A 19,041-nucleotide genomic window follows, 5' to 3' on the forward strand; every position below is an offset into this window, starting at 1 on the left:
GGTCATGCCGCGCATGCGTGTGCCTGCTCGTCGAAGGCTTCGCACATGTGCCGCGCCTTCTGCATGTTGTCGGCGGTCAGCACGGACGCGGTATCGCCCCAGGCCACCTGCTCGCGCGCGAGCAGCAGCGTCTGCGGAAAGGTCGTGCGCACCAGATCCATGTCATGCAGCGCGGCGAGGATGGTACGACCCTCGCTGTGCCAGCGCTGAACCAGCGCCACCAGATCGGCCGAGGTCTTGGCATCGATGGCGTTGAATGGCTCATCGAGTACGACCAGCCGTGCATCCTGCAACAGCAGCCGCGCAAACAGCATGCGCTGCATCTGGCCACCCGACAGCGTGCCGATGGCGCGGCGCTCGAACCCGGTGAGGCCAACAGCCGCGATCGCCTCGCGGATTTTCGCATGATCGGCTTTCGCGAATCCGCCCCAGGCGCCGGTGCGGCGCCAGAGCCCCATCGCGACAAGATCGTAGACGCTGATCGGAAAGCTGCGATCGATCTCCGCCGCCTGCGGCAGATAAGCGACATCGCGCGCGGACAGGCCGTTGAGATCGACGCGGCCCGCGAGCGGCTTCAGCGCCCCCACGATCCCCTTGAAAAGCGTGGACTTGCCCGCCCCATTGGGGCCGACCACCGCCAGCAGCGCGCCCGGTGCGACGCCGCCGGTGAGGTGGTGAACCGCCGGATGGCGGTCATAACCGAGCGTCAGGTCGCGGAACTCCACCTGCGGCGTCTGGACATGGATTGTCATCAGCGCATCGCCCAGATCACCGCCACCCATACGATGACCGTCAGCACCACCGCGAAGGCCAGTCGCTGCAACATCGACAAACGCAGGATCGACGGCCCGATCGCGGCCGGCGGGTGCGTATGCCCCGGCAGATGATGGTGGTGGTGGTGCTCGGTCATAGGCGGTTTCGGCCTCCGCTGGTTGTTATAGTATAACGTTTCGGGATGCCAAGGGCCGGACCGGCACCTCAAGGCCAACACCGGCAAATCGGAGAAAATTGTCTTCGGTTTCGTTGCCAAATGGTCTCTGACCGGGCCATGGTGGCCCAGCACCCCTCAAAATCCGGCTGCAACCATGTCCGACCAGACCAAACGCATCGTTTCGATCGGTGAAGTCATGATCGAGATGACGCGCGGCCAGGATGGCCGTTTCAGCCAAGCCTGCGGCGGCGACACCTTCAACACCGCAGTCTATCTCGCGCGCCGGGGCCTGCCGGTCGCCTACGCCACTGCGCTCGGCGACGACATCTATTCCGATCGGATCGTCTCCCTCGCCAAGGCCGAGGGCATCTCAACCGACCTGGTGGTGCGGGTGCCGGGCCGCCTGCCCGGCCTGTATCTGATCGAAACCGACAACAAGGGCGAGCGCAGCTTCAGCTATTGGCGCGACAATGCACCGGCCCGCGAGCTGTTCGAATTGCCGGACTGGGGCCGTATTGCCGAAAGCATCGTCGGCGCCCGCATCGTGTATTTTTCCGGCATCACCCTGTCGATCTATTCCAATCAGGGGCTGGGACGGTTCCTCGCGCTGCTGGAACTCGCACGCAAGGCCGGCGCCAAGATCGTGTTCGACGGCAATTACCGCCCGCGCGCCTGGAAGGGCGACGTGCAGCGGACCCGCACCGTGTTCATGGAAGCGCTGAAGCGCGTCGACATCGCGCTGCCGACCTATGACGACGAAGCGCTGCTGTGGGGCGACCCGTCACCGGATGCGACGATCGAACGGCTGCAGGCCTTCGGCATTGCCGAGATCGCGATCAAGAACGGACCGAATTCCGCGCTGGTCGCATCGGGCGGGCACAAGGAGTTCGTGCCGGTGCCGGATGTGGTGGTGCCGGTCGACACCACTGCCGCCGGCGACAGCTTCAATGCCGGCTACATGGCGGCGCGGCTTGCCGACGAAAATCCGGGCGATGCGGCACTCGCCGGCCACAAGCTTGCATCCGAAGTGATCCGCCATCGCGGCGCGATCATGCCGCGGTCCGCGCAGGCGGTGCATTGAGCGACCGTCTAGGCCTCACTCACGGCTTGCCGATCAGCATCGCGACCCATGCCGCGATGAACGGCAGCGGCAGGCTCGCGACCACGCGCAGCCACACCACGCGTGCCGGCATGATCGGCAATTCGTAGGTGAGCAGGCGCGGAAAGGCATACAGCGCCCAGGCGGTCGAATAGGCGATCACCTGCGGCGCACCGGCGCCGCCTTTCAGCGCGGCAGCGGCGACGGCGAAGCCGACCACCGGCCCGCCCGGCGTCATCGCGCCCGCAATCCCGGCAAGCGCAATGCCCAGCACGCCTGACGATGAGCCCAGCCACGCCACCACAAAATCCTGCGGCAGGGCCGCAGCGATGAAGCCCGAGCCCAGAACGCCGATCGCCATCCGCGGCACGAGATAGACAAACTCGGTGGCGCCGTTGCGCAGGCTTTCGCGCAGCAACGGCCGGCTGCGCTTGGCAACGCCCAGCGCAAGCGCCAGAACGATGATCCAGAGCGCGCCGATGACAATGAGTTCGATCACGTCTTGGCCTTCGCGTTGGCCTTCACCCGCCAGTAGCGCTCGATCGCACGCACGATCAGGCCGGCGAGAACGGCAAGCGGCAACGCCGCAAGCCAGCGCCACAGGACGAAATCGAAGCCGAGAAACGGCAACTCCCAGACCAGCGAACGGCTGAGCCCGATGGTGGTCCAGCTTGTGATGAGGGTCACCACGGCGGCTGCATCCGCGCCCATGCCGATGAAGGCCGCAGCAATCGGATAGATGGTGAAAGGACCGCCCGGCACGATGATGCCGGCGCCGGCCGAAATCAGAATGCCTTTGAAGCCGGCATCACGGCCGACCCAACGGATGACGGTTTCGCGCGGCAAGAGGATCGTGACCAGCGCCGCGATCAGGCAGCCGGCCAGGACACTCGGCAGCATCCACGCGAACAGATCGGCATCGGACCAGATCACATCCAGAAAGCGTGCCCCGCCATCACGCCAATAGACGTAGGCCGCCGCGCTCACCACGATGGTGATGAGGATGGCGGTCGGCCAATCGAAGGCGCGTCGTTTGCGGCGGGGCGGCGGTAGCGGCTCGGATTGCATCAGCCGCGCAGGCCCGCGGCCTCGCGCGCCAGCGCCTTGATCCGCGCGAAGTCCTTCGCGGCAAGCGCATCCTGCGGCACCACCCACGAGCCGCCGACCGAAACCACATTCGGCAGCGCGAGATAGTCGCGCGCATTGCGCATATCGATGCCGCCGGTCGGGCAGAACCGGATGTGCGGCAGCGGCGCCGCGACCGCCTTCAGCCAGGCGGCGCCGCCCGATGCCTCGGCTGGAAAGAATTTCAGAATCTCGAAGCCAAGGTCGGACAGCGCCATGGCTTCGGTCACGGTGGCACATCCCGGCAGAACCGGAATCTCGATCTCGGTGAAGGTCTCGGCGAGAACGGAGTCGGTGCCGGGGCTCACCAGGAATTTCGCGCCGGCATCAATCGCAAACGCCGCATCGACATGCCTTACCACCGTACCGGCGCCGACGATGCATTCCGGCACCTCGACCGCGATGGCTGCAATCGCGCCCAGAGCGGCCCGGGTCCGCAATGTGACCTCGATGACCGGAAGCCCACCGTCGCATAGCGCACGCGCCAGCGGCACGGCGATATCGTGATCGTCGATGGTCAGCACCGGGATGACCGGTGCCCGGCTGAGGAGGTCTGCGGTTTCGAATGCGTCGGGCATGGCGCAAGACATGCCCGTGAAGCGCGTTTCGTTCAAGTCGCAACCCGGGATGGCCGGGCTGCATTTCGCATTTACTCAGCCGGTGTGGCGACCGGCTTGGGCGCCGGTGCCGGCACCGTGAGGCCCAGATTTTGGCGGCTCATCCCGTACAGGAAGGCCGCCACCATGGCATAGGCGAGCGCCACCGAGGGCGTGACCGCGAATCCCACCGCTTCGCCATGCATGAAGCCGAAGAAGGTCAGCACGGCACCAGCCAGCGCAAAGGCCGAGGCCTTCACGAATTCCCGGTCGACGATGAACACGCCTATGGCGCCAAGCACCAGCCCCGACAGGATCGCGCCGCCGCCCATCACTTCGAGGCCGTGATAGACCACGCCCTGCATCGCCATCTTGTCGAAGCCGACCGCGGCGGCAGTGGTGCCGGCAGCACCCAGCGCCCCGTCGATCAGGGTCTTGGCCCAGGCCGCGAGATGCGGCGTCAGCGCCAGCGCGATGGCGGGCGCATGATGCGTCGGCGTGGTCTGGAAGGCCTGCGCGCCGATCAGCATGCCGATGTAGAGCAGGATCGGCGAGATCGCGACCAGCGGGATCAAAGCCAGCATCAGCGAGATGATGCCGAACCAGGACAGCACGATCACCATGAGCCCGGTCGCGGCCGAATAGCCGATCCCGCCGCCCATCGCCTTCCAGCCGGGATGACCGATATAGACCGCGTTGATGAAGGGGTTACCCATCAGGCAACCGATGAGGCTGACCGCACCGTCCGCCGTCAGCACCTGCGTGGTCGGGTAATGGTCGCCGGCCGCTTCCGCGCTCTCCACGTTGTCCATGGCCTCGACCAGATCGTAGATGCCAAACGGGATCGCGGTCACGAGGATGATGCCGAGGAATTCAAAGCCCGAGAAGACATGGCCGATCGCCGGGATCGGCACCGAGAAGCCGAAATGGCTGAAGGCGCCGGTCACCTTGTCCAGGCTCATGCCGCCGAGATTGTAGCCGAACAGCGTCGAGCCCCATGCGATCAGCATGCCGGCCGCGATCGCGATCAGCCCGGCGGGAATGCCCTTGGGGTATCTCACGCCGCCGAACCAGGCCACGAGAATGATGGCGAAGCAGATAAGCCCGATCTGCGGCGTCAGGAACATTTCCAGCGCCGGGCGCATGGCGATGAAGGTGATCGACACACCGGCCAGCGTACCGAGCAGAGCAGCGCGCGGCGTGATCTTGCGGATATAGGGCGCGATGAAAGCGCCGATCATCAGGATGAAGCTCTGGAAGAACACCCAGACCAGGCCCGCTTCCCAGCCCTTGATCGGATCGTTGGTCTTGAGCGAGATCGGCAGCATGATCACGAAAGTGACCACGAACATATGCGGCACGCTGATGCCGGACGGGAGCGCGCAGACATCGGAGCGGCCGGTCTTGAGCGCGAGCTTGTAGGCGAGCCACGCGTAGTACATCGTCGACAGGAACATCATCAGGCCCATTGCGGGCAGGATGCGGCCGAACACGATCGAGTCCGGCATTTTCAGCACGAAGCGCAGCAGCCCGGTCAGCACCAGCATGTTGACCAGGATGTTGGTGCCGAAGCCGAAAAAGGCGTTCCAGTCGCCCGGCGTCCACAAGGCGGGGCGGAATTTTTCAGCACTGGTATCGGCAAGACCGGTCATCGCACTCCCCCTTCAATAATCCCAAACGAAATTTTCGCTGCGCGCGCGCCATGCGCTGCGATCGCGGCAATCGCTTTCTCGGAATCCGACACCCATCCGAAGATGCCGCCCTGCGCCTTGATCATGGCGAGGCCGGCCAAGTGGAAGTCCGGGAAATAGGAGGCGCAGCCATCCGACAGCGCGATGCAGCGGAAGCCGCGATCATTCGCTTCGCGGATCGTGGTGTTGACGCAGACCTCCGTGGTAACGCCGCACACCAGCAGCGTTTCAATGCCGCGGTTCTTCAGCATCAGTTCGAGATCGGTCTGGTAGAAGGCGCCCTTGCCCGGCTTGTCGATCACGGGCTCGCCGGCGACCGGATAAAGCTCGGGGATGATGTCGTGGCCGGGCTCGCCGCGGACCAGAATGCGCCCCATCGGGCCGGGTGCGCCGATGCGGGTGTTCGGGTCGCCGCGCTCGACCTTCAGCGGCGGTGCGTCGGCCAAGTCGGGCCGGTGGCCTTCGCGGGTATGGATGACCAGCATGCCGGTTTCGCGCGCGGCCTTGAGCACATTGCCGATCGGTTCGACCGCCGCCTTCAGCAGCGAGACGTCATTGCCGAGTGCGGCGCCGAAGCCGCCCGGCTCCAGGAAGTCGCGCTGCATGTCGATGATGACGAGTGCAGACCGGCTGATGTCGATCTGAAGCGGATAAGGTTCGGCCTCGATCCTGACTGGCACAGCATCGCTCCACGAAGCCCGGCAGGAGGAGCTACGCAAGTTCGGGGCCAAGTTCCCGCTATTGTATGCAAAAGATTTGCGGCGTTTGCGGCCGGCTAAGCCATTGATTCACATCGCGAAGGCGGATGCATCACGTGACGAAGCAGCGTTGGGATTGCTCGTTGCTGCCGAAAACAGCGGCAATTCTGCTCCGGCTTTCATCACATCAGCGAGCGGACGATCCACAGTCCGGCAAACAATCCGGCGATGGACAGAGCCACCGAGCCGGCGACATAGGCCGCCGCCAGCCCGACATCACCGCGTTCGTAAAGCAGTGCCGTATCGAGCGAAAAGGCCGAGAAGGTGGTGTATCCGCCGAGGATGCCGGTGGTGAAAAACAGCCGCAAATGCTGGGGCGCGTCACCCCTGAAGGCGAACCAGCCGGCCACCAGACCCATGACAAAGGAGCCGCTGATATTGATGAGAAAAGTGGACCAGGGAAACCCGCTCCCCAACAGCCGCGGCGTCACCATATTGATCCCGTGGCGGAGCATCGCACCGATCCCGCCCCCCAGAAACACCAATACGTAGCCCATCGTCGGCCAGACCTTCTGCAATGGTCGGGATTCTTCTGCCTTCCCGTCCTCGCCCTTATCGCCGACTTTGCGGTTGCGTCCAACCGAGGTCCCGGCCATGGTCCCGCCGCCATGCGATCCCTCGACCTGTTCGCCCGCGACAAGCTCGCCGAGCGCGAGCGTGACAACCTGCGCCGCAGCATCGTGGAAACGGAATCGGGCGACGGCGTACATGTCGTGCGCAACGGCCGCGCGCTTCTGTCCTTCTGCAGCAACGACTACCTCAATCTCAGCCAGCATCCGGCAGTGAAGCGTGCCGCGGCCGCGGCGGCGGAAACCTACGGCGCGGGAGCCGGCGCCTCACGGCTCGTCACCGGCAGTCATCCGCTCTATGCCGAACTGGAATCGCGGCTCGCAAAGCTGAAGGGCGCGGAGGCCGCCTGCGTGTTCGGCTCGGGCTATCTCGCCAATGCCGGGATCGTCCCGGCATTGGTCGGACCCGGCGATCTCATCCTGATCGACGAGCTCGCGCACTCCTCCATGCATACCGGCGCGCGACTGAGCGGCGCCGCGATCATGGCGTTCCGTCACAACGACACCGCGCATCTGCGCGCGCTGCTCGATGCCGAACGCGCGCGCTTTCGTCACGCGCTGATCATGACCGAAGGCGTGTTCTCGATGGACGGCGATCTCGCGCCGCTGCCGGAATTGTCCGACATCGCAAGCCGCACCGTCGCCTGGCTGATGAGCGACGACGCCCATGGCATCGGCGTGCTCGGACAGGGCCGCGGCTCGGCCTATGCCACCAATCCTCCTGCCGAGATCCCGTTGCAGATGGGCACGCTGTCGAAGGCGATCGGCAGCTATGGCGGCTATCTCTGCGGCTCGCGCGCGGTGATCGACCTGATGCACAACCGCGCGCGCACGCTCGTTTATTCGACCGGGCTGCCGCCGGCCGCATTGGGTGCGGCGATTGCGGCCCTCGATATCATCGAGAGCGATCCCGGTCTTGCGGCGCTCCCATTACAAAAGGCGCGGGCCTTCACCCGCGCCGCCAATCTGCCGGCCGCGGACAGCGCGATCGTGCCGGTGACGATCGGCGATGCCGATGCTGCGCTTCGCGCGTCGGCGCTGCTGGAAGACGAAGGGTTCCTGGTCATCGCCATCCGTCCGCCGACCGTGCCGGAGGGAACCGCAAGGCTGCGCGTGACCTTCAATGCGGCACAGCCCGACGAGGCGATCGAACGGCTGGCCGGTCTCATCCGCAACCGCATTTTAAGTTGAATGCCGGCCGCGATTTTGACGATCCTGCCACCATTCGTGCGCAGACCGTGCTAGGACGTCACATCCAAAGCCGCACAGACTGACTTTGAGCCGTATCCCCGTGGTTCCGGCGCTTGTGAAAGCGCGCCACCGCGGCGACACTGGCCTCCGCAACCGGGACATCAGACATGGCATCCATCTTCATCACCGCAAGCGGCACCGATGTCGGCAAGACCTTCCTCGCCGCGGGTCTGATCCGCTATCTGCGCGCGCAGGGCGAACCAATCGACGCCGTGAAGCCGATCATCAGCGGATTCGATCCGGCACGAGCGGGCGAGAGCGATTCCGGCGTGCTGCTGCGCGCGCTCGGCCTGCCACTCACCGACGAGGAGATCGAGGACATCTCGCCCTGGCGCTTCGCTGCCGCATTCTCCCCGGACATGGCCGCGCGCCACGAAGGCAAGGAGATCGACTTCGATCAGCTGGTCTCGTTCTGCGACACCGCGATCAAGGAAACCGATGGCTCGCTCCTGATCGAAGGCGTCGGTGGAGTCATGGTGCCGATCGATCAGGACAACACCGTGCTCGACTGGATTGCAGAGCTCGAACTGCCGGTCATCCTGGTCGCCGGCAGCTATCTCGGCAGCATCAGCCACACGCTGACCGCGGCCGAGGTGCTGGACCAGGAAGATTGCGACCTGCAAACCATCGTGGTGAGCGAGAGCGCGGGCAGCCATGTGCCGCTTTACGAGACGGTGGCGACGATCGCGCGCTTCCTGCCGTCGGTCGAAGTCATCGCGCTGCCGCGGCTCGAGCCGGGTGCCGATCATCCGGCCTTCGCGCAGATCGCGAAAAGCTGCGGGCTGGTGTAGCGGCTTGCGTGTCCCGGGCGCAGCGCAGCGTGTAACGTTGCGCTGCAGAACCGGGACCTATGCGCGATGCAACGAAGTATTGGGTCCCGGATCAGCGGCGCACCATTCCGCTTCGCTGCATGCTGCGCCGCATCCGGGACACGAGAGCTCAGCTTGTCGCGCGCTCCCGCAGCACCTCGCCGATCACCCGCGTGAGCAACGCCACATCTTCCTCGCCGATGGTCAGCGCCGGCGCGAGATAGATCGCATTGCCGATCGGCCGGATGAACGCGCCCTTCGCAACGAACGCGCTGCGCAGCGCATTCAGATCGTCGATGCGCTCGAGTTCGACCACGCCGATGGCGCCGCGGGTGCGCACGTCGACGACGCCCGGCAGATCGCGGCATGGCGCGAGCCCTGAAGCAAGCCACTGCCCGATCCGCGCCACCTGACGCAGCCGCTCGCCATCCTCGAACAGATCGAGCGAGGCATTGGCCCCGGCGCAGGCGAGTGCATTGGCCATATAGGTCGGCCCGTGCATCAGCGCGGCCATCGGGTCGTCCGACCAGAAGCTGTCGAAGACACGCCGCCGCGCCACGGTCGCCGCGAGCGGCAACGTGCCGCCGGTCAGCGCCTTGGACAGCGTCACGATATCCGGCACGACGCCCGCCGCCTCGCACGCGAACATCGTGCCGGTGCGACCGAAGCCGGTGAAAATCTCGTCGAAGATCAGCAGCGCGCCGTAGGAATCCGCAATCTCGCGCAGCCGCCACAGCACCGACGGATCGTGAAAGCGCATGCCGCCTGCGCCCTGCACCAGCGGCTCGACAATGATCCCGGCAATCCGGTCGGCATGCTGTCCGATCAGCGCAACCAGCGCCGCATCGGTCTCGGGGGTTTCCGGCAAAGGTGCGCAGAGATGCGCTTTCAGGATGGTGCCGAACTTCTGATGGATGCCGGTCTCGAAATCCGAGATCGCCATGGTGCCGAGCGTATCGCCGTGATAGCCGCCGCGAAAACAGATGAAGGTGTCGCGCCTGGTCTCGCCGAGATTAAGCCAGTACTGGATCGCCATCTTCATCGCGACCTCGACCGAGACCGAACCGGAATCGGTGAAGAACACGCGGGTCAGGTCGCCCGGCAGGATTTCCGTGAGCCGGCGCGCCAGCGTCAGCGGCTGCTCATGCACCAGCCCGCCGAACATCACATGCGGCATGACGTCGAGCTGGCGCTGCACCGCCTGCCGGATATGCGGGTGGTTATAGCCATGACAGGCGGTCCACCACGAGGCGATGCCGTCGACCAGTTCGCGGCCATCGGCGAGATGAATGCGGGTGCCTTCCGTGCGCACCACCGGCAGCGGCGCAGGCGCGGTTTTCATCTGGGCATAGGGCAGCCAGATGTGGTCGAGGCCGGTGCGGAGCCAGTCACGCTTGTCGAGCATGGCAAAAAACCTTCCCGTCTTGGGCTCTTCGCAGCACTGTAGCCGCGGACCCACTGCACTCCCTCCCCCTGAAAGGGGGAGGGTTGGGGTGGGGGTCCATTCCAGTCAGAGCCATGGACCCCCACCCGATTGCCTTCGCAAGCGAAGGCAATCGACCTCCCCCATTCAGGGGGAGGAAAAGAGAAGAGTCACACCAGCATGGCCCGCAGGCCGAGACGATCCATCAATTGCCGGTCGCGGTCGGCGGCGGGGTTCGCCGTGGTCAACAGCTTCGGGCCATAGAAGATCGAATTGGCGCCAGCGAGAAAGCACAGCGCCTGCGTCTCGTCGGTCATGTCCTCGCGGCCGGCCGAGAGGCGCACCATCGAGCGCGGCATGGTGATGCGCGCGACCGCAATGGTGCGCACGAAGTCGAGCGCGTCGATCGCCGCGCTTTTTTCGTCTGCTGCGTGATTAGCCAGCGGCGTGCCCTCGACCTGAACCAGCATGTTGATCGGCACGCTTTCGGGATGAACCGGCAGCGTCGCCAGCGCATGGATCATGCCGACGCGATCCTCCGCGCCCTCCCCCATGCCGACGATGCCGCCGCAGCAGACATGGATGCCGGCGTCACGCACATGCTCCAGCGTATCGAGCCGTTCCTGCCAGGTGCGCGTGGTGATGATCTCGCCGTAGAATTCCGGCGAGGTATCGAGATTGTGGTTGTAATAGTCGAGGCCGGAGGCCTTCAGCCGCGTCGCCTGCGCACCGGTCAGCATGCCCAGCGTGACGCAAGTTTCCAGGCCCATCGCGCGCACGCCCTCGATCATCGCGCAGACCTTGTCGAGATCGCGGTCCTTGGGTTCGCGCCAGGCGGCGCCCATGCAGAAACGGCTGGCGCCGGCATCCTTGGCGGCCTGCGCCTCGGCCAGAACCTTGTCGAGGCTCATCAGCTTTTCGGCCTTCACGCCGGTGTCGTATTTCGCGCTCTGCGGGCAATAGGCGCAATCCTCCGGGCAGCCGCCGGTCTTGATCGACAGCAGCGTCGAGACCTGCACCTCGGCCGGATCGAAATTGGCCCGGTGCGCCGACTGCGCCTGGAACATCAGGTCGGGGAACGGAAGGGCAAACAGGTCGCGGATCTCGCTCCGGGTCCAGTCGTGCCGGACCGCGCCAAACGCGCCCGTAAACGCAGCTTTTTCGTAGGTTCCAAGGGTCATCGGGAGGTCCCAGGCCGGCGCTCGTCACGCCCTTCTCTTCATGTCCTGTGGCTTCATGTCATAGTGCCGCCGCCAAGCCAAGATAGCCGGTGGAACAGGGCCGGCAGGTACAGCGTACGGGGAATGGGGATGTTTTCACGGCGGACGATACTGGCGGGCCTTGGCGCGAGCGTGGCCGCGCCGGCTTTTGCGCAACACCATGCCGGGCACGATCCGGTCTATTCGCATCTCACCGATCCGAAGATCAAGACACCGCCGCTCGACACCATGAAGCTGCAGCATGTCTTCGACTCGCCTGCGCCGCTCGCCGCCAAACAGGGGCGCTGGGTGACGAAGGCGCCACTGCCGCTGCCGCGCAGCGAGATGGCCTGGGCCACCACGCTCAACGACCGCATGCATGTCCTGGGCGGCTATGGCGAGCAGCGCGTCGACCGCCCCTATCACCATGTCTATGACCAGGCGTCGGACAAATGGCTCGACGCGCCGTTCCTGCCGCGCGGCGCCAATCATGTCGGGGTCGCGGTGGTGAACGGCAAGCTCTACGCCATCGGCGGATTCATCGAGCAGAACCGCAAGCCGGACAATCTCTGCTTCGTGCTCGATGGCGAAAACTGGCGCGGCATCGCGCCGTTGCCGAAACCGTTTGCGGCGATCGGCTGCGCGGCGATCAACGGCAACCTGCATGCGATCGGCGGCGCCGTCGGCGATACGTTTCCGACCAAGAAATCCGTCGACTGGCATCTGGTCTACGATCCGCGCATTGATCAATGGGCGGCGCGTGCGCCGATGCCGACCGGCCGCGACCATACCGGGACGCTGGCGGTGAACGGCAAGATCCACGTGATCGGCGGCCGGGTGGATTCGTTCCACACCAACTCGAACCTGCATCACGTCTACGATCCGAAGGCCGACAAATGGGAACCCCGCGCGCCGTTGCCGACCGCGCGGTCCGGGCACGGCGCCGTATTTCTCGACGGCAGGATTTTCGTGATGGGCGGAGAAGGCACCAACCGCGTCTATGGCCAGAACGAAGGCTACGACATCGAGAAGGACATCTGGGAATCCTATGCCCCGATGCCGACGCCGCGGCACGGCCTCGGCGCCGTCGCGATCGGCGGATATATCCATGTGGCTGGCGGCGGGCCGGTGATGGGCGGCTCGATCCAGAGCGCGGTGCACGAGGCCTTTACGCTGGATTAGGCCGCATCCCGATTGCCTTGGCCGCCGCAACCGCTTAGGACGGCGGCCTGACCAAGCCACAAGACGAGCTGCAATGACCGACACCTTCCCCGACCGCCTGAGCGTCGATCCCGACAATCCTCACTACAACGAGGAATTGCTGTCGCGCGATATCGGCATCCGTTTCGACGGCAAGGAAAAGACCAATGTCGAGGAATATTGCATCAGCGAGGGCTGGATCAGGGTCGCGGCCGGCAACGCCAAGGATCGGTTCGGCAAGCCACTGACGATCAAGCTGAAGGGCAATGTCGAGCCCTATTTCAAGGACCAGGCATAGCGCCGGCTCAGTCCGCCGGGCGGGCGCCTGCATCCTGCCAAATGCCGCGATCCAGCGCCTGTCAGGCCTAACCTTGGTCACCGTTGGTCCTGGTGGCGTCCTGCCTTGCCGCGGCTTCGGCCTGTTCGAGGTAACGCCGGCCCATCTCGGCATGGACTTTCATCTGGGCCGGGTCGCCGCACTCGGCCGCATCTTCGAAACATTTGCGCGCGAGGTCGAGGAGCCGCTCGCTATCGCGCTTCATTATCGACTTTTCGTTTCGGGGGTGGAGCGCGGGCGCGCCGACGGCGTCAGCTCCACGACCGCGGACAAGGCGTCCGCCCGCTCCAGGAAAGCGAGACCCATTTCCACCTGCAGACGCATCGCGGCAATCGACTTGGCCGCAGCGGCATTGCGAAATGCGGATCGCGCGCGCTCAAAATTCCGGTCGGCCTCGGGCATGGCAATCTCCATAACAAACGCTACTCGCTCATCACGGCGATGTCCTTGATCTGGATCATGCCGGGCGGCCGCCCTTTCCATCGGGCCGGCTAGGGCAGCGTCTGCGTCCTGATCCTGCGGCCGGTCCAGCGGCGATAGAGCCATTCCGCCGCGAAGGATGCGGCGGCGATGGCGACCAGCGCCGTGATCGCCGCGGGTTGCTCCCGCCACGTATAGACCGACAGGATCGCGAACATCGCGAGGCAGGTCAGCAGCGAAAGCCAGACCAGGATGGCGTTGGCGCCGGTGTCTTTCAGAACGCGCAGATGGCCGCCATTCACCGCACCATAGATGAGCAGGAACGCGGCGCTGCCCATCATCGCGATGCCGGACAGATCGAAAAAGAGCGTGATCAAAATGACCAGCGCGGCGGTCAGGAAAAGGCCGCCGGTCGCCTGCCGCCATTCGGTGCGCGACAGGCCGTCCGGCAATTCGCCATCGCGAGCGATCATGTAGCAGACATTGGCGGAGCCGAAGAGCGTGGCGTTGATCGCCGACGCCGTCGAGAACAACGCAGCGATCGCGATCAGCCGGAATCCGGCTTCGCCGAGGAACGGCCGTGCGGCCTCGGCGAGCGCATAGTCCTTCGCCCGCTCGATCTGCGCGCTCGACAGATTGCCGGTCACCGTGACCGAGACCACGAGATACAACACGATCACGAAGATCACGGCGGTATAGAGCGCGCGCGGCAGCATCACCCGCGGATTTTTCATGTCGGACGCGGCATTGGCGATCAGGCCGAATCCTTCATAGCCGATGAACAGGATGCCGGCGCCGACCAGGACGAACGCGGCTTCGGGCGACAGCGACGGAGAGAAGCGCGCCGGCTCGATGAAGAACAAGCCGGCGGCTGCGAACAAGACAAGGATAGACACCTTGATCGCAACGATCAGCGTCTCGCTGCGTCCCATGATGCGCGCGCCGAACGCATTGAGCAGCGTCAGCGCGAGCACCGATCCCACCGCGAGGAACTTCACCAGCAGCGGCTCGGGCTGCGTGGTGATGAACGTCGCGGCATAGCTGCCGAATGCCGTGGCGTAGAGTGCGAGCGAGATGATGTAGCCCGCCCACATGAACAGATTGAGCCCGCCGGACAAGACGCCGTCGCCATATCCCTTCACCAGGAAATGGACCGCCCCGCCGGCGGACGGAAACACCGCACCGAGCTTTGCATAGGAATAGGTCGCGAGCAGCGCGACCACGCCACCGATCATGAAGGCGAGCCACATCATGTTGCCGGTGGCCTGCGCGACGACGCCGAGGATCGAGAAGATCCCGGCGCCGACCATGCCGCCGATGCCGATCGACACCGCCGCAACCAGACCGATCTGGTCGGCTTGGGAGCCGGACGAAGGTGGAAGGCTCGCGGACCTGCCGGATGGATCGGTCATGGCATGAGGCTCACGGACATTGCGGCAACGGATGAAGGATAGCATGACGCGCGGCGCGTCGATCCGGAACCGCCGCGCGCTGGCGCTTCGACTTATCTCGCGAAGCGGAGACGATCTCAATCTCAGCCGGCGTTTCGCTTCGGCAGCAGCTTCTTCAGGACTGCAATCTGACGGAAGAAATCGCGGCTCGGCTGTGCCGGGCTGCCCAGCATCTTCGCGCCCGGCTCGACATCGGAGATGACGCCAGCCTGGGCACCGATCTGGGCGCCGGAACCGATCTGCAGGTGACCAGCCATCGCCGCCTGTCCGCCGACCTGGACGAAATCGCCGAGCATGGTCGAACCGGAAATGCCGACCTGCGCGACGATGATACAGCAGCGCCCGAGCACAACGTTGTGCCCGATCTGCACGAGGTTATCGAGCCGCGAGCCGGTACCGATCACGGTATCCCCGGCCGAACCGCGATCCACCGTGGAATTGGCGCCGACTTCGACATCGTCGTGCAGCAGCACGCGCCCGAGTTGCGGCACGGTCTCGAACCCGCGCGCGGTAACGGCGAAGCCGAACCCCTCCTGGCCGATCCGCGCACCCGGATAGACATAAACCCGCTCGCCGAGCAGGGCGTGGCTGACGCTGGCATGCGAGCCGATCCGGCAGTCGCGGCCGAGCACCACACCGGCGCCGATCACCGCGGCCGCTCCGATGCGACATCCGGGGCCGATTTCGGCGCCGGCCTCGATCACGCAGAGCGGGCCGATATCCGCCGACGGATCGATGACAGCGGTGTCGTCGATCACCGCCGATGGATGAATGCCGGGAGACGCCACGGGCGCGGGGTGAAACATCTTTGCGACCCGGGCCCAGCCCGTATACGGCTCGGAGGTCACGATCGCCACGGCGCCGTCCGGCACCCGCGATTGCATGTCCGGATGCACGATCACCGCACCGGCGCGCGTGACGTCCAGAAGCGATGCATAGCGCCGGTTATCCAGGAAGCTGATCTGTCCGGGCCCGGCGGTCTGCAACGGCGCGATGCCCTCGAACACGCGCTCATGGCCCGACGCCACGGCGCCGCCCGCTGCGTTTGCGATGTCGGCCAAGCGGTGCGGCCCGCTTCGCTGAAAGAAGCGGATGTGGCCGGTCGATGCGGGCTGCATGCTGCGTCCTTGAGGAGGACAGACAGCTAGCCGCAAGGCTGGGCGAACACAAGCGCCGCACCGGAAACTTTACATTCCGACGGCAAGGCTGGAGCGGTTCAAACCTGTTCCGCCACCAGGCGGCCTTCTGGCCGCCGCATTGTGTAACGCGGGCGGCTATTCCGCCGCCTCGCGCATCGGGATCGCCTCGACCTTGGCCGCGCAATACTTGAATTCGGGAATTTTCCCGAACGGATCGAGCGCCGGATTGGTGAGGAGGTTCGCCGCCGCCTCGACATAGGCGAAGGGGATGAAGACCACGCCATCCGGCACCGCGTCGTCCTGGCGCGATTGCAGATCGACGGTGCCGCGCCGTGTCGAGACGCGCACCATGTCGCCCGGACGGATGCCAAGCTTGGCGATGGTGCCGCGCGAGAGCTGTGCAATCGCGGTCGGCTCGAGCGCATCGAGCACGGTCGCGCGCCGCGTCATCGAGCCGGTATGCCAGTGTTCGAGCTGGCGTCCCGTGGTGAGGATGAACGGGTAATCGTGGTCCGGCGTCTCGTCGGGTGGAGTGAGTTTCGCCGCCACCAGCTTGCCGAAACCGCCCGGACGCGGGAAGCCCTTGTCGAACACCACGTCGCGACCCGGCTTGTCCGGCGCGTCGGACGGATAGGTGACCGCATCCTCGCGCTCGACCCGCTCCCACGAAATATTGTTCAGCGCCGGCATCATCGACGCCATCTCCGGATAGACGTCGCGCGGATGCGTATAGGTCCAGTTCAGGCCCATGCGCTTTGCAAGCTCGATGGTGATCCACCAGTCCTCGCGCGCGTCGCCCGGCAGCGGCAGCGCCTTGCGGCCCATCTGCACCTGACGATTGGTGTTGGTGACAGTGCCATCCTTTTCCGGCCAGGCTGACGATGGCAGAACCACATCGGCATAGACCGCGGTCTCGGTGAGGAAGATGTCCTGCACCACCAGATGCTCGAGATGCGCCAGCGCCTCGCGGGCGTGATTGAGGTCCGGGTCCGACATCGCGGGGTTTTCACCCATGATGTACATGCCCTTGATGGTGTCGGCATGGATCGCGTTCATGATCTCGACCACGGTCAGCCCGCGCTTGGGATCGAGTTGCACGCCCCATTTCTTTTCGGCATCGGCGCGAATCTCGGGATTCTCCACCGACCTGTAATCGGGGAAGAACATCGGGATCAGGCCTGCATCGGAGGCGCCCTGCACGTTGTTCTGGCCGCGCAGCGGATGCAGCCCGGTGCCGGGACGGCCGATCTGGCCGGTGATCAGCGACAGCGCGATCAGGCAGCGCGCATTGTCGGTTCCGTGCGTGTGCTGCGAGACGCCCATGCCCCAGAAGATGATGGCGCTCTCGGCGCGCGCGTAAGTTCGTGCGACTTCACGCAAGGTGTCGGCATCGATGCCGCAGATCGGCGCCATTTCCTCCGGCGTGAAGTCCTTGACGTGCTCGGCGAAGGCCTCGAAGCCTTCGGTGTAGGTCTGCACATATTGCTTGTCGTACAGATTTTCGGTGACGATGACGTTCAGCATTGCGTTGAGCATGGCGACGTCGGCGCCGTTCTTGAACTGCATCATGCGCCAGGCGTGACGCTTCAGCGCCTGCCCGCGCGGATCCATCACCACCAGCTTGGCGCCGCGCTTGGCCGCCTGCTTGAAATAGGTCGCGGCAACGGGATGGTTTTCGGTCGGATTGGCGCCGATCACCACGATGACGTCGGAATTCTTCACCTCGTTGAAGGTCGCCGACACCGCGGCGGAGCCGACGCCTTCCAGCAGTGCCGCGACCGACGACGCGTGGCAAAGGCGCGTGCAATGGTCGACATTGTTGGTGCCGAAGCCGGTGCGAATAAGCTTCTGGAACAGATAGGCTTCCTCGTTGGAACACTTCGCCGAGCCGAAGCCGGCGAGACCCTTCGGCCCCTGCTGCTCGCGAATCTTCAGGAAGCCCTGCGCGGCCTTGTCGAGTGCTTCCTCCCAGGTGGCTTCGCGGAAATGCGTCCACGGATTGGCCGGGTCGATGAATTCATGCGGAATTTTCGGCACGCCCTCCTTGCGGATCATCGGCTTGAGGATCCGCTGCGGATTGTGGACGTAGTCGAAGCCGAAGCGGCCTTTCACGCAAAGGCGGTTTTCGTTTGCAGGCCCCTCCTTGCCGGTGACGTAAAGGAGCTTGTCGTCCTTGATGTTGTAGGTGAGCTGGCAGCCGACGCCGCAATAAGGACAAACCGAATCCACCTGGCGATCGGCATATTCGGTGCGCACGTTGTCCGCATTGACGACGGACGACGGCATCAGCGCGCCGGTCGGACAGGCCTGCACGCATTCGCCGCAGGCCACGCAGGTCGAGGCGCCCATGGGGTCGTCGAAGTCGAACACGATCTTCTCGTGATGGCCGCGGCCGGCCATGCCGATCACGTCGTTGACCTGCACTTCGCGGCAGGCGCGAACGCAGAGATTGCACTGAATGCAGGCGTCGAGATTGACCGCCATCGCCACATGGCTGCGGTCCGGCGCGGGCATCGTCTCGCGCTCGGGGAAACGGCCGGTCTCGATACCCATCTTGTCGGCCCAGGACCAGAACTTCGAGATGGGATCAGGCGAGGTTTCGCGCTGCGGCTGATTGGAGACCAGCAGATCGAAGATCATCTTGCGCGCGGTCTCGGCGCGATGGTTCGAGGCGTTGACCTTCATGCCCTCGGTCGGCGTGCGGATGCAGCTCGCCGCCAGCACGCGCTCGCCCTCGATCTCGACCATGCAGGCGCGGCAATTGCCGTCGGCGCGATAGCCGGGCTCCGGCGAGTAGCAAAGATGCGGGATCTCGACGCCTTCGCGCTTAGCCACCTGCCAGATGGTCTCGCCTTCGGACGCGCGCACTTCCCTGCCGTCCAGCAGGAAGGTAATCGCTTTGGCGCCGTGACCCTGGCCATCGACAGCGTCGATCGGACCCTTGTGGCTTACGGCGGGCCGCCCCTCGTTCTTGGCTTCGCCGACCGCGGCGCCCTTCTTGTCGTGACCGTAACCCAGGGGCTGCTTGCTATCGCTCATGATC

General features: G+C 65.0%; 20 protein-coding genes. 5 read left to right on the forward strand and 15 right to left on the reverse strand.

Features of this window, described 5'->3' with window-relative positions; genetic code table 11:
• Positions 1-2: 2 nt before the first annotated feature.
• Positions 3-752, reverse strand: a complete 750-nt coding sequence (gene aztA, locus AC5I5I_RS25620) for a zinc ABC transporter ATP-binding protein AztA (RefSeq protein ID WP_495977950.1) — start codon at positions 750-752, stop codon at positions 3-5.
• A complete protein-coding gene (locus AC5I5I_RS25625; protein WP_495977951.1) occupies positions 752-910 on the reverse strand; it encodes a hypothetical protein in 159 nt (52 codons plus the stop codon). The genes aztA and AC5I5I_RS25625 overlap by 1 nt, the downstream gene beginning before the upstream one ends.
• A 175-nt stretch (positions 911-1,085) precedes the next feature.
• On the opposite strand from AC5I5I_RS25625, the gene AC5I5I_RS25630 reads away from it, so the two are divergent.
• Positions 1,086-2,012, forward strand: coding sequence for a sugar kinase (locus tag AC5I5I_RS25630; protein WP_495977953.1), 927 nt, complete (start codon positions 1,086-1,088; stop codon positions 2,010-2,012).
• A gap of 19 nt (positions 2,013-2,031) precedes the next feature.
• On the opposite strand, the gene AC5I5I_RS25635 is transcribed toward AC5I5I_RS25630, so the two are convergent.
• From AC5I5I_RS25635 to crcB, 6 genes are all read right to left on the reverse strand, one after another.
• Positions 2,032-2,529 carry a hypothetical protein gene (locus AC5I5I_RS25635; protein WP_495977955.1) on the reverse strand — a complete coding sequence of 166 codons (498 nt, stop codon included), beginning with the start codon at positions 2,527-2,529 and terminating at the stop codon, positions 2,032-2,034.
• Complete coding sequence (locus AC5I5I_RS25640) at positions 2,526-3,098, reverse strand: permease (RefSeq protein ID WP_495977957.1); 573 nt, start codon at positions 3,096-3,098, stop codon at positions 2,526-2,528. The genes AC5I5I_RS25635 and AC5I5I_RS25640 overlap by 4 nt, the downstream gene beginning before the upstream one ends.
• Positions 3,098-3,733: a bifunctional 4-hydroxy-2-oxoglutarate aldolase/2-dehydro-3-deoxy-phosphogluconate aldolase gene (eda, locus tag AC5I5I_RS25645; RefSeq protein ID WP_495977958.1), complete on the reverse strand. Its 636-nt coding sequence runs from the start codon at positions 3,731-3,733 to the stop codon at positions 3,098-3,100. Before eda ends, AC5I5I_RS25640 begins: the two co-directional genes overlap by 1 nt.
• A 71-nt stretch (positions 3,734-3,804) precedes the next feature.
• A complete protein-coding gene (locus tag AC5I5I_RS25650) occupies positions 3,805-5,403 on the reverse strand; it encodes a regulator (RefSeq protein ID WP_495977960.1) in 1,599 nt (532 codons plus the stop codon).
• Entirely contained in the window at positions 5,400-6,122 is a 723-nt protein-coding gene (locus AC5I5I_RS25655) for a cysteine hydrolase family protein (protein WP_495977962.1), read from the reverse strand. The genes AC5I5I_RS25650 and AC5I5I_RS25655 overlap by 4 nt, the downstream gene beginning before the upstream one ends.
• 200 nt (positions 6,123-6,322) lie before the next feature.
• Positions 6,323-6,697 carry a fluoride efflux transporter CrcB gene (gene crcB / locus AC5I5I_RS25660; RefSeq protein ID WP_495978063.1) on the reverse strand — a complete coding sequence of 125 codons (375 nt, stop codon included), beginning with the start codon at positions 6,695-6,697 and terminating at the stop codon, positions 6,323-6,325.
• 111 nt (positions 6,698-6,808) lie between these two features.
• Between crcB and bioF the strand changes: the two genes are divergently transcribed.
• Both bioF and bioD read left to right on the forward strand, forming a co-directional pair.
• Complete coding sequence (gene bioF / locus AC5I5I_RS25665; protein WP_495977964.1) at positions 6,809-7,960, forward strand: 8-amino-7-oxononanoate synthase; 1,152 nt, start codon at positions 6,809-6,811, stop codon at positions 7,958-7,960.
• A gap of 167 nt (positions 7,961-8,127) precedes the next feature.
• Positions 8,128-8,811: a dethiobiotin synthase gene (gene bioD / locus AC5I5I_RS25670; protein ID WP_495977965.1), complete on the forward strand. Its 684-nt coding sequence runs from the start codon at positions 8,128-8,130 to the stop codon at positions 8,809-8,811.
• Between the two features lie 148 nt (positions 8,812-8,959).
• Here bioD and AC5I5I_RS25675 read toward each other — a convergent pair whose 3' ends face one another.
• Complete coding sequence (locus tag AC5I5I_RS25675) at positions 8,960-10,234, reverse strand: adenosylmethionine--8-amino-7-oxononanoate transaminase (protein WP_495977967.1); 1,275 nt, start codon at positions 10,232-10,234, stop codon at positions 8,960-8,962.
• Between the two features lie 188 nt (positions 10,235-10,422).
• Positions 10,423-11,433 carry a biotin synthase BioB gene (gene bioB, locus AC5I5I_RS25680; protein WP_495977969.1) on the reverse strand — a complete coding sequence of 337 codons (1,011 nt, stop codon included), beginning with the start codon at positions 11,431-11,433 and terminating at the stop codon, positions 10,423-10,425.
• 129 nt (positions 11,434-11,562) lie between these two features.
• Between bioB and AC5I5I_RS25685 the strand changes: the two genes are divergently transcribed.
• Together AC5I5I_RS25685 and AC5I5I_RS25690 are read left to right on the forward strand one after the other, a co-directional pair.
• Complete coding sequence (locus AC5I5I_RS25685; RefSeq protein ID WP_495977971.1) at positions 11,563-12,633, forward strand: Kelch repeat-containing protein; 1,071 nt, start codon at positions 11,563-11,565, stop codon at positions 12,631-12,633.
• 73 nt (positions 12,634-12,706) lie between these two features.
• Positions 12,707-12,949 (forward strand): DUF3297 family protein, encoded by a 243-nt coding sequence (locus AC5I5I_RS25690; protein ID WP_495977972.1) that lies wholly within the window; start codon positions 12,707-12,709, stop codon positions 12,947-12,949.
• Between the two features lie 67 nt (positions 12,950-13,016).
• On the opposite strand, the gene AC5I5I_RS25695 is transcribed toward AC5I5I_RS25690, so the two are convergent.
• The 5 genes from AC5I5I_RS25695 to fdhF form a co-directional block, all read right to left on the reverse strand.
• Positions 13,017-13,193, reverse strand: coding sequence for a hypothetical protein (locus tag AC5I5I_RS25695; RefSeq protein ID WP_495977974.1), 177 nt, complete (start codon positions 13,191-13,193; stop codon positions 13,017-13,019).
• Positions 13,193-13,390 carry a hypothetical protein gene (locus AC5I5I_RS25700; RefSeq protein WP_495977976.1) on the reverse strand — a complete coding sequence of 66 codons (198 nt, stop codon included), beginning with the start codon at positions 13,388-13,390 and terminating at the stop codon, positions 13,193-13,195. Before AC5I5I_RS25700 ends, AC5I5I_RS25695 begins: the two co-directional genes overlap by 1 nt.
• Before the next feature lie 89 nt (positions 13,391-13,479).
• Positions 13,480-14,820, reverse strand: coding sequence for an APC family permease (locus AC5I5I_RS25705; RefSeq protein WP_495977978.1), 1,341 nt, complete (start codon positions 14,818-14,820; stop codon positions 13,480-13,482).
• Positions 14,821-14,942: 122 nt separating this feature from the next.
• Positions 14,943-15,977 carry a UDP-3-O-(3-hydroxymyristoyl)glucosamine N-acyltransferase gene (lpxD, locus tag AC5I5I_RS25710; RefSeq protein ID WP_495977980.1) on the reverse strand — a complete coding sequence of 345 codons (1,035 nt, stop codon included), beginning with the start codon at positions 15,975-15,977 and terminating at the stop codon, positions 14,943-14,945.
• Between the two features lie 156 nt (positions 15,978-16,133).
• Entirely contained in the window at positions 16,134-19,037 is a 2,904-nt protein-coding gene (gene fdhF, locus AC5I5I_RS25715; protein WP_495977982.1) for a formate dehydrogenase subunit alpha, read from the reverse strand.
• Between the last annotated feature and the right edge of the window lie 4 nt (positions 19,038-19,041).

Source organism: Pseudorhodoplanes sp., assembly GCF_059499825.1.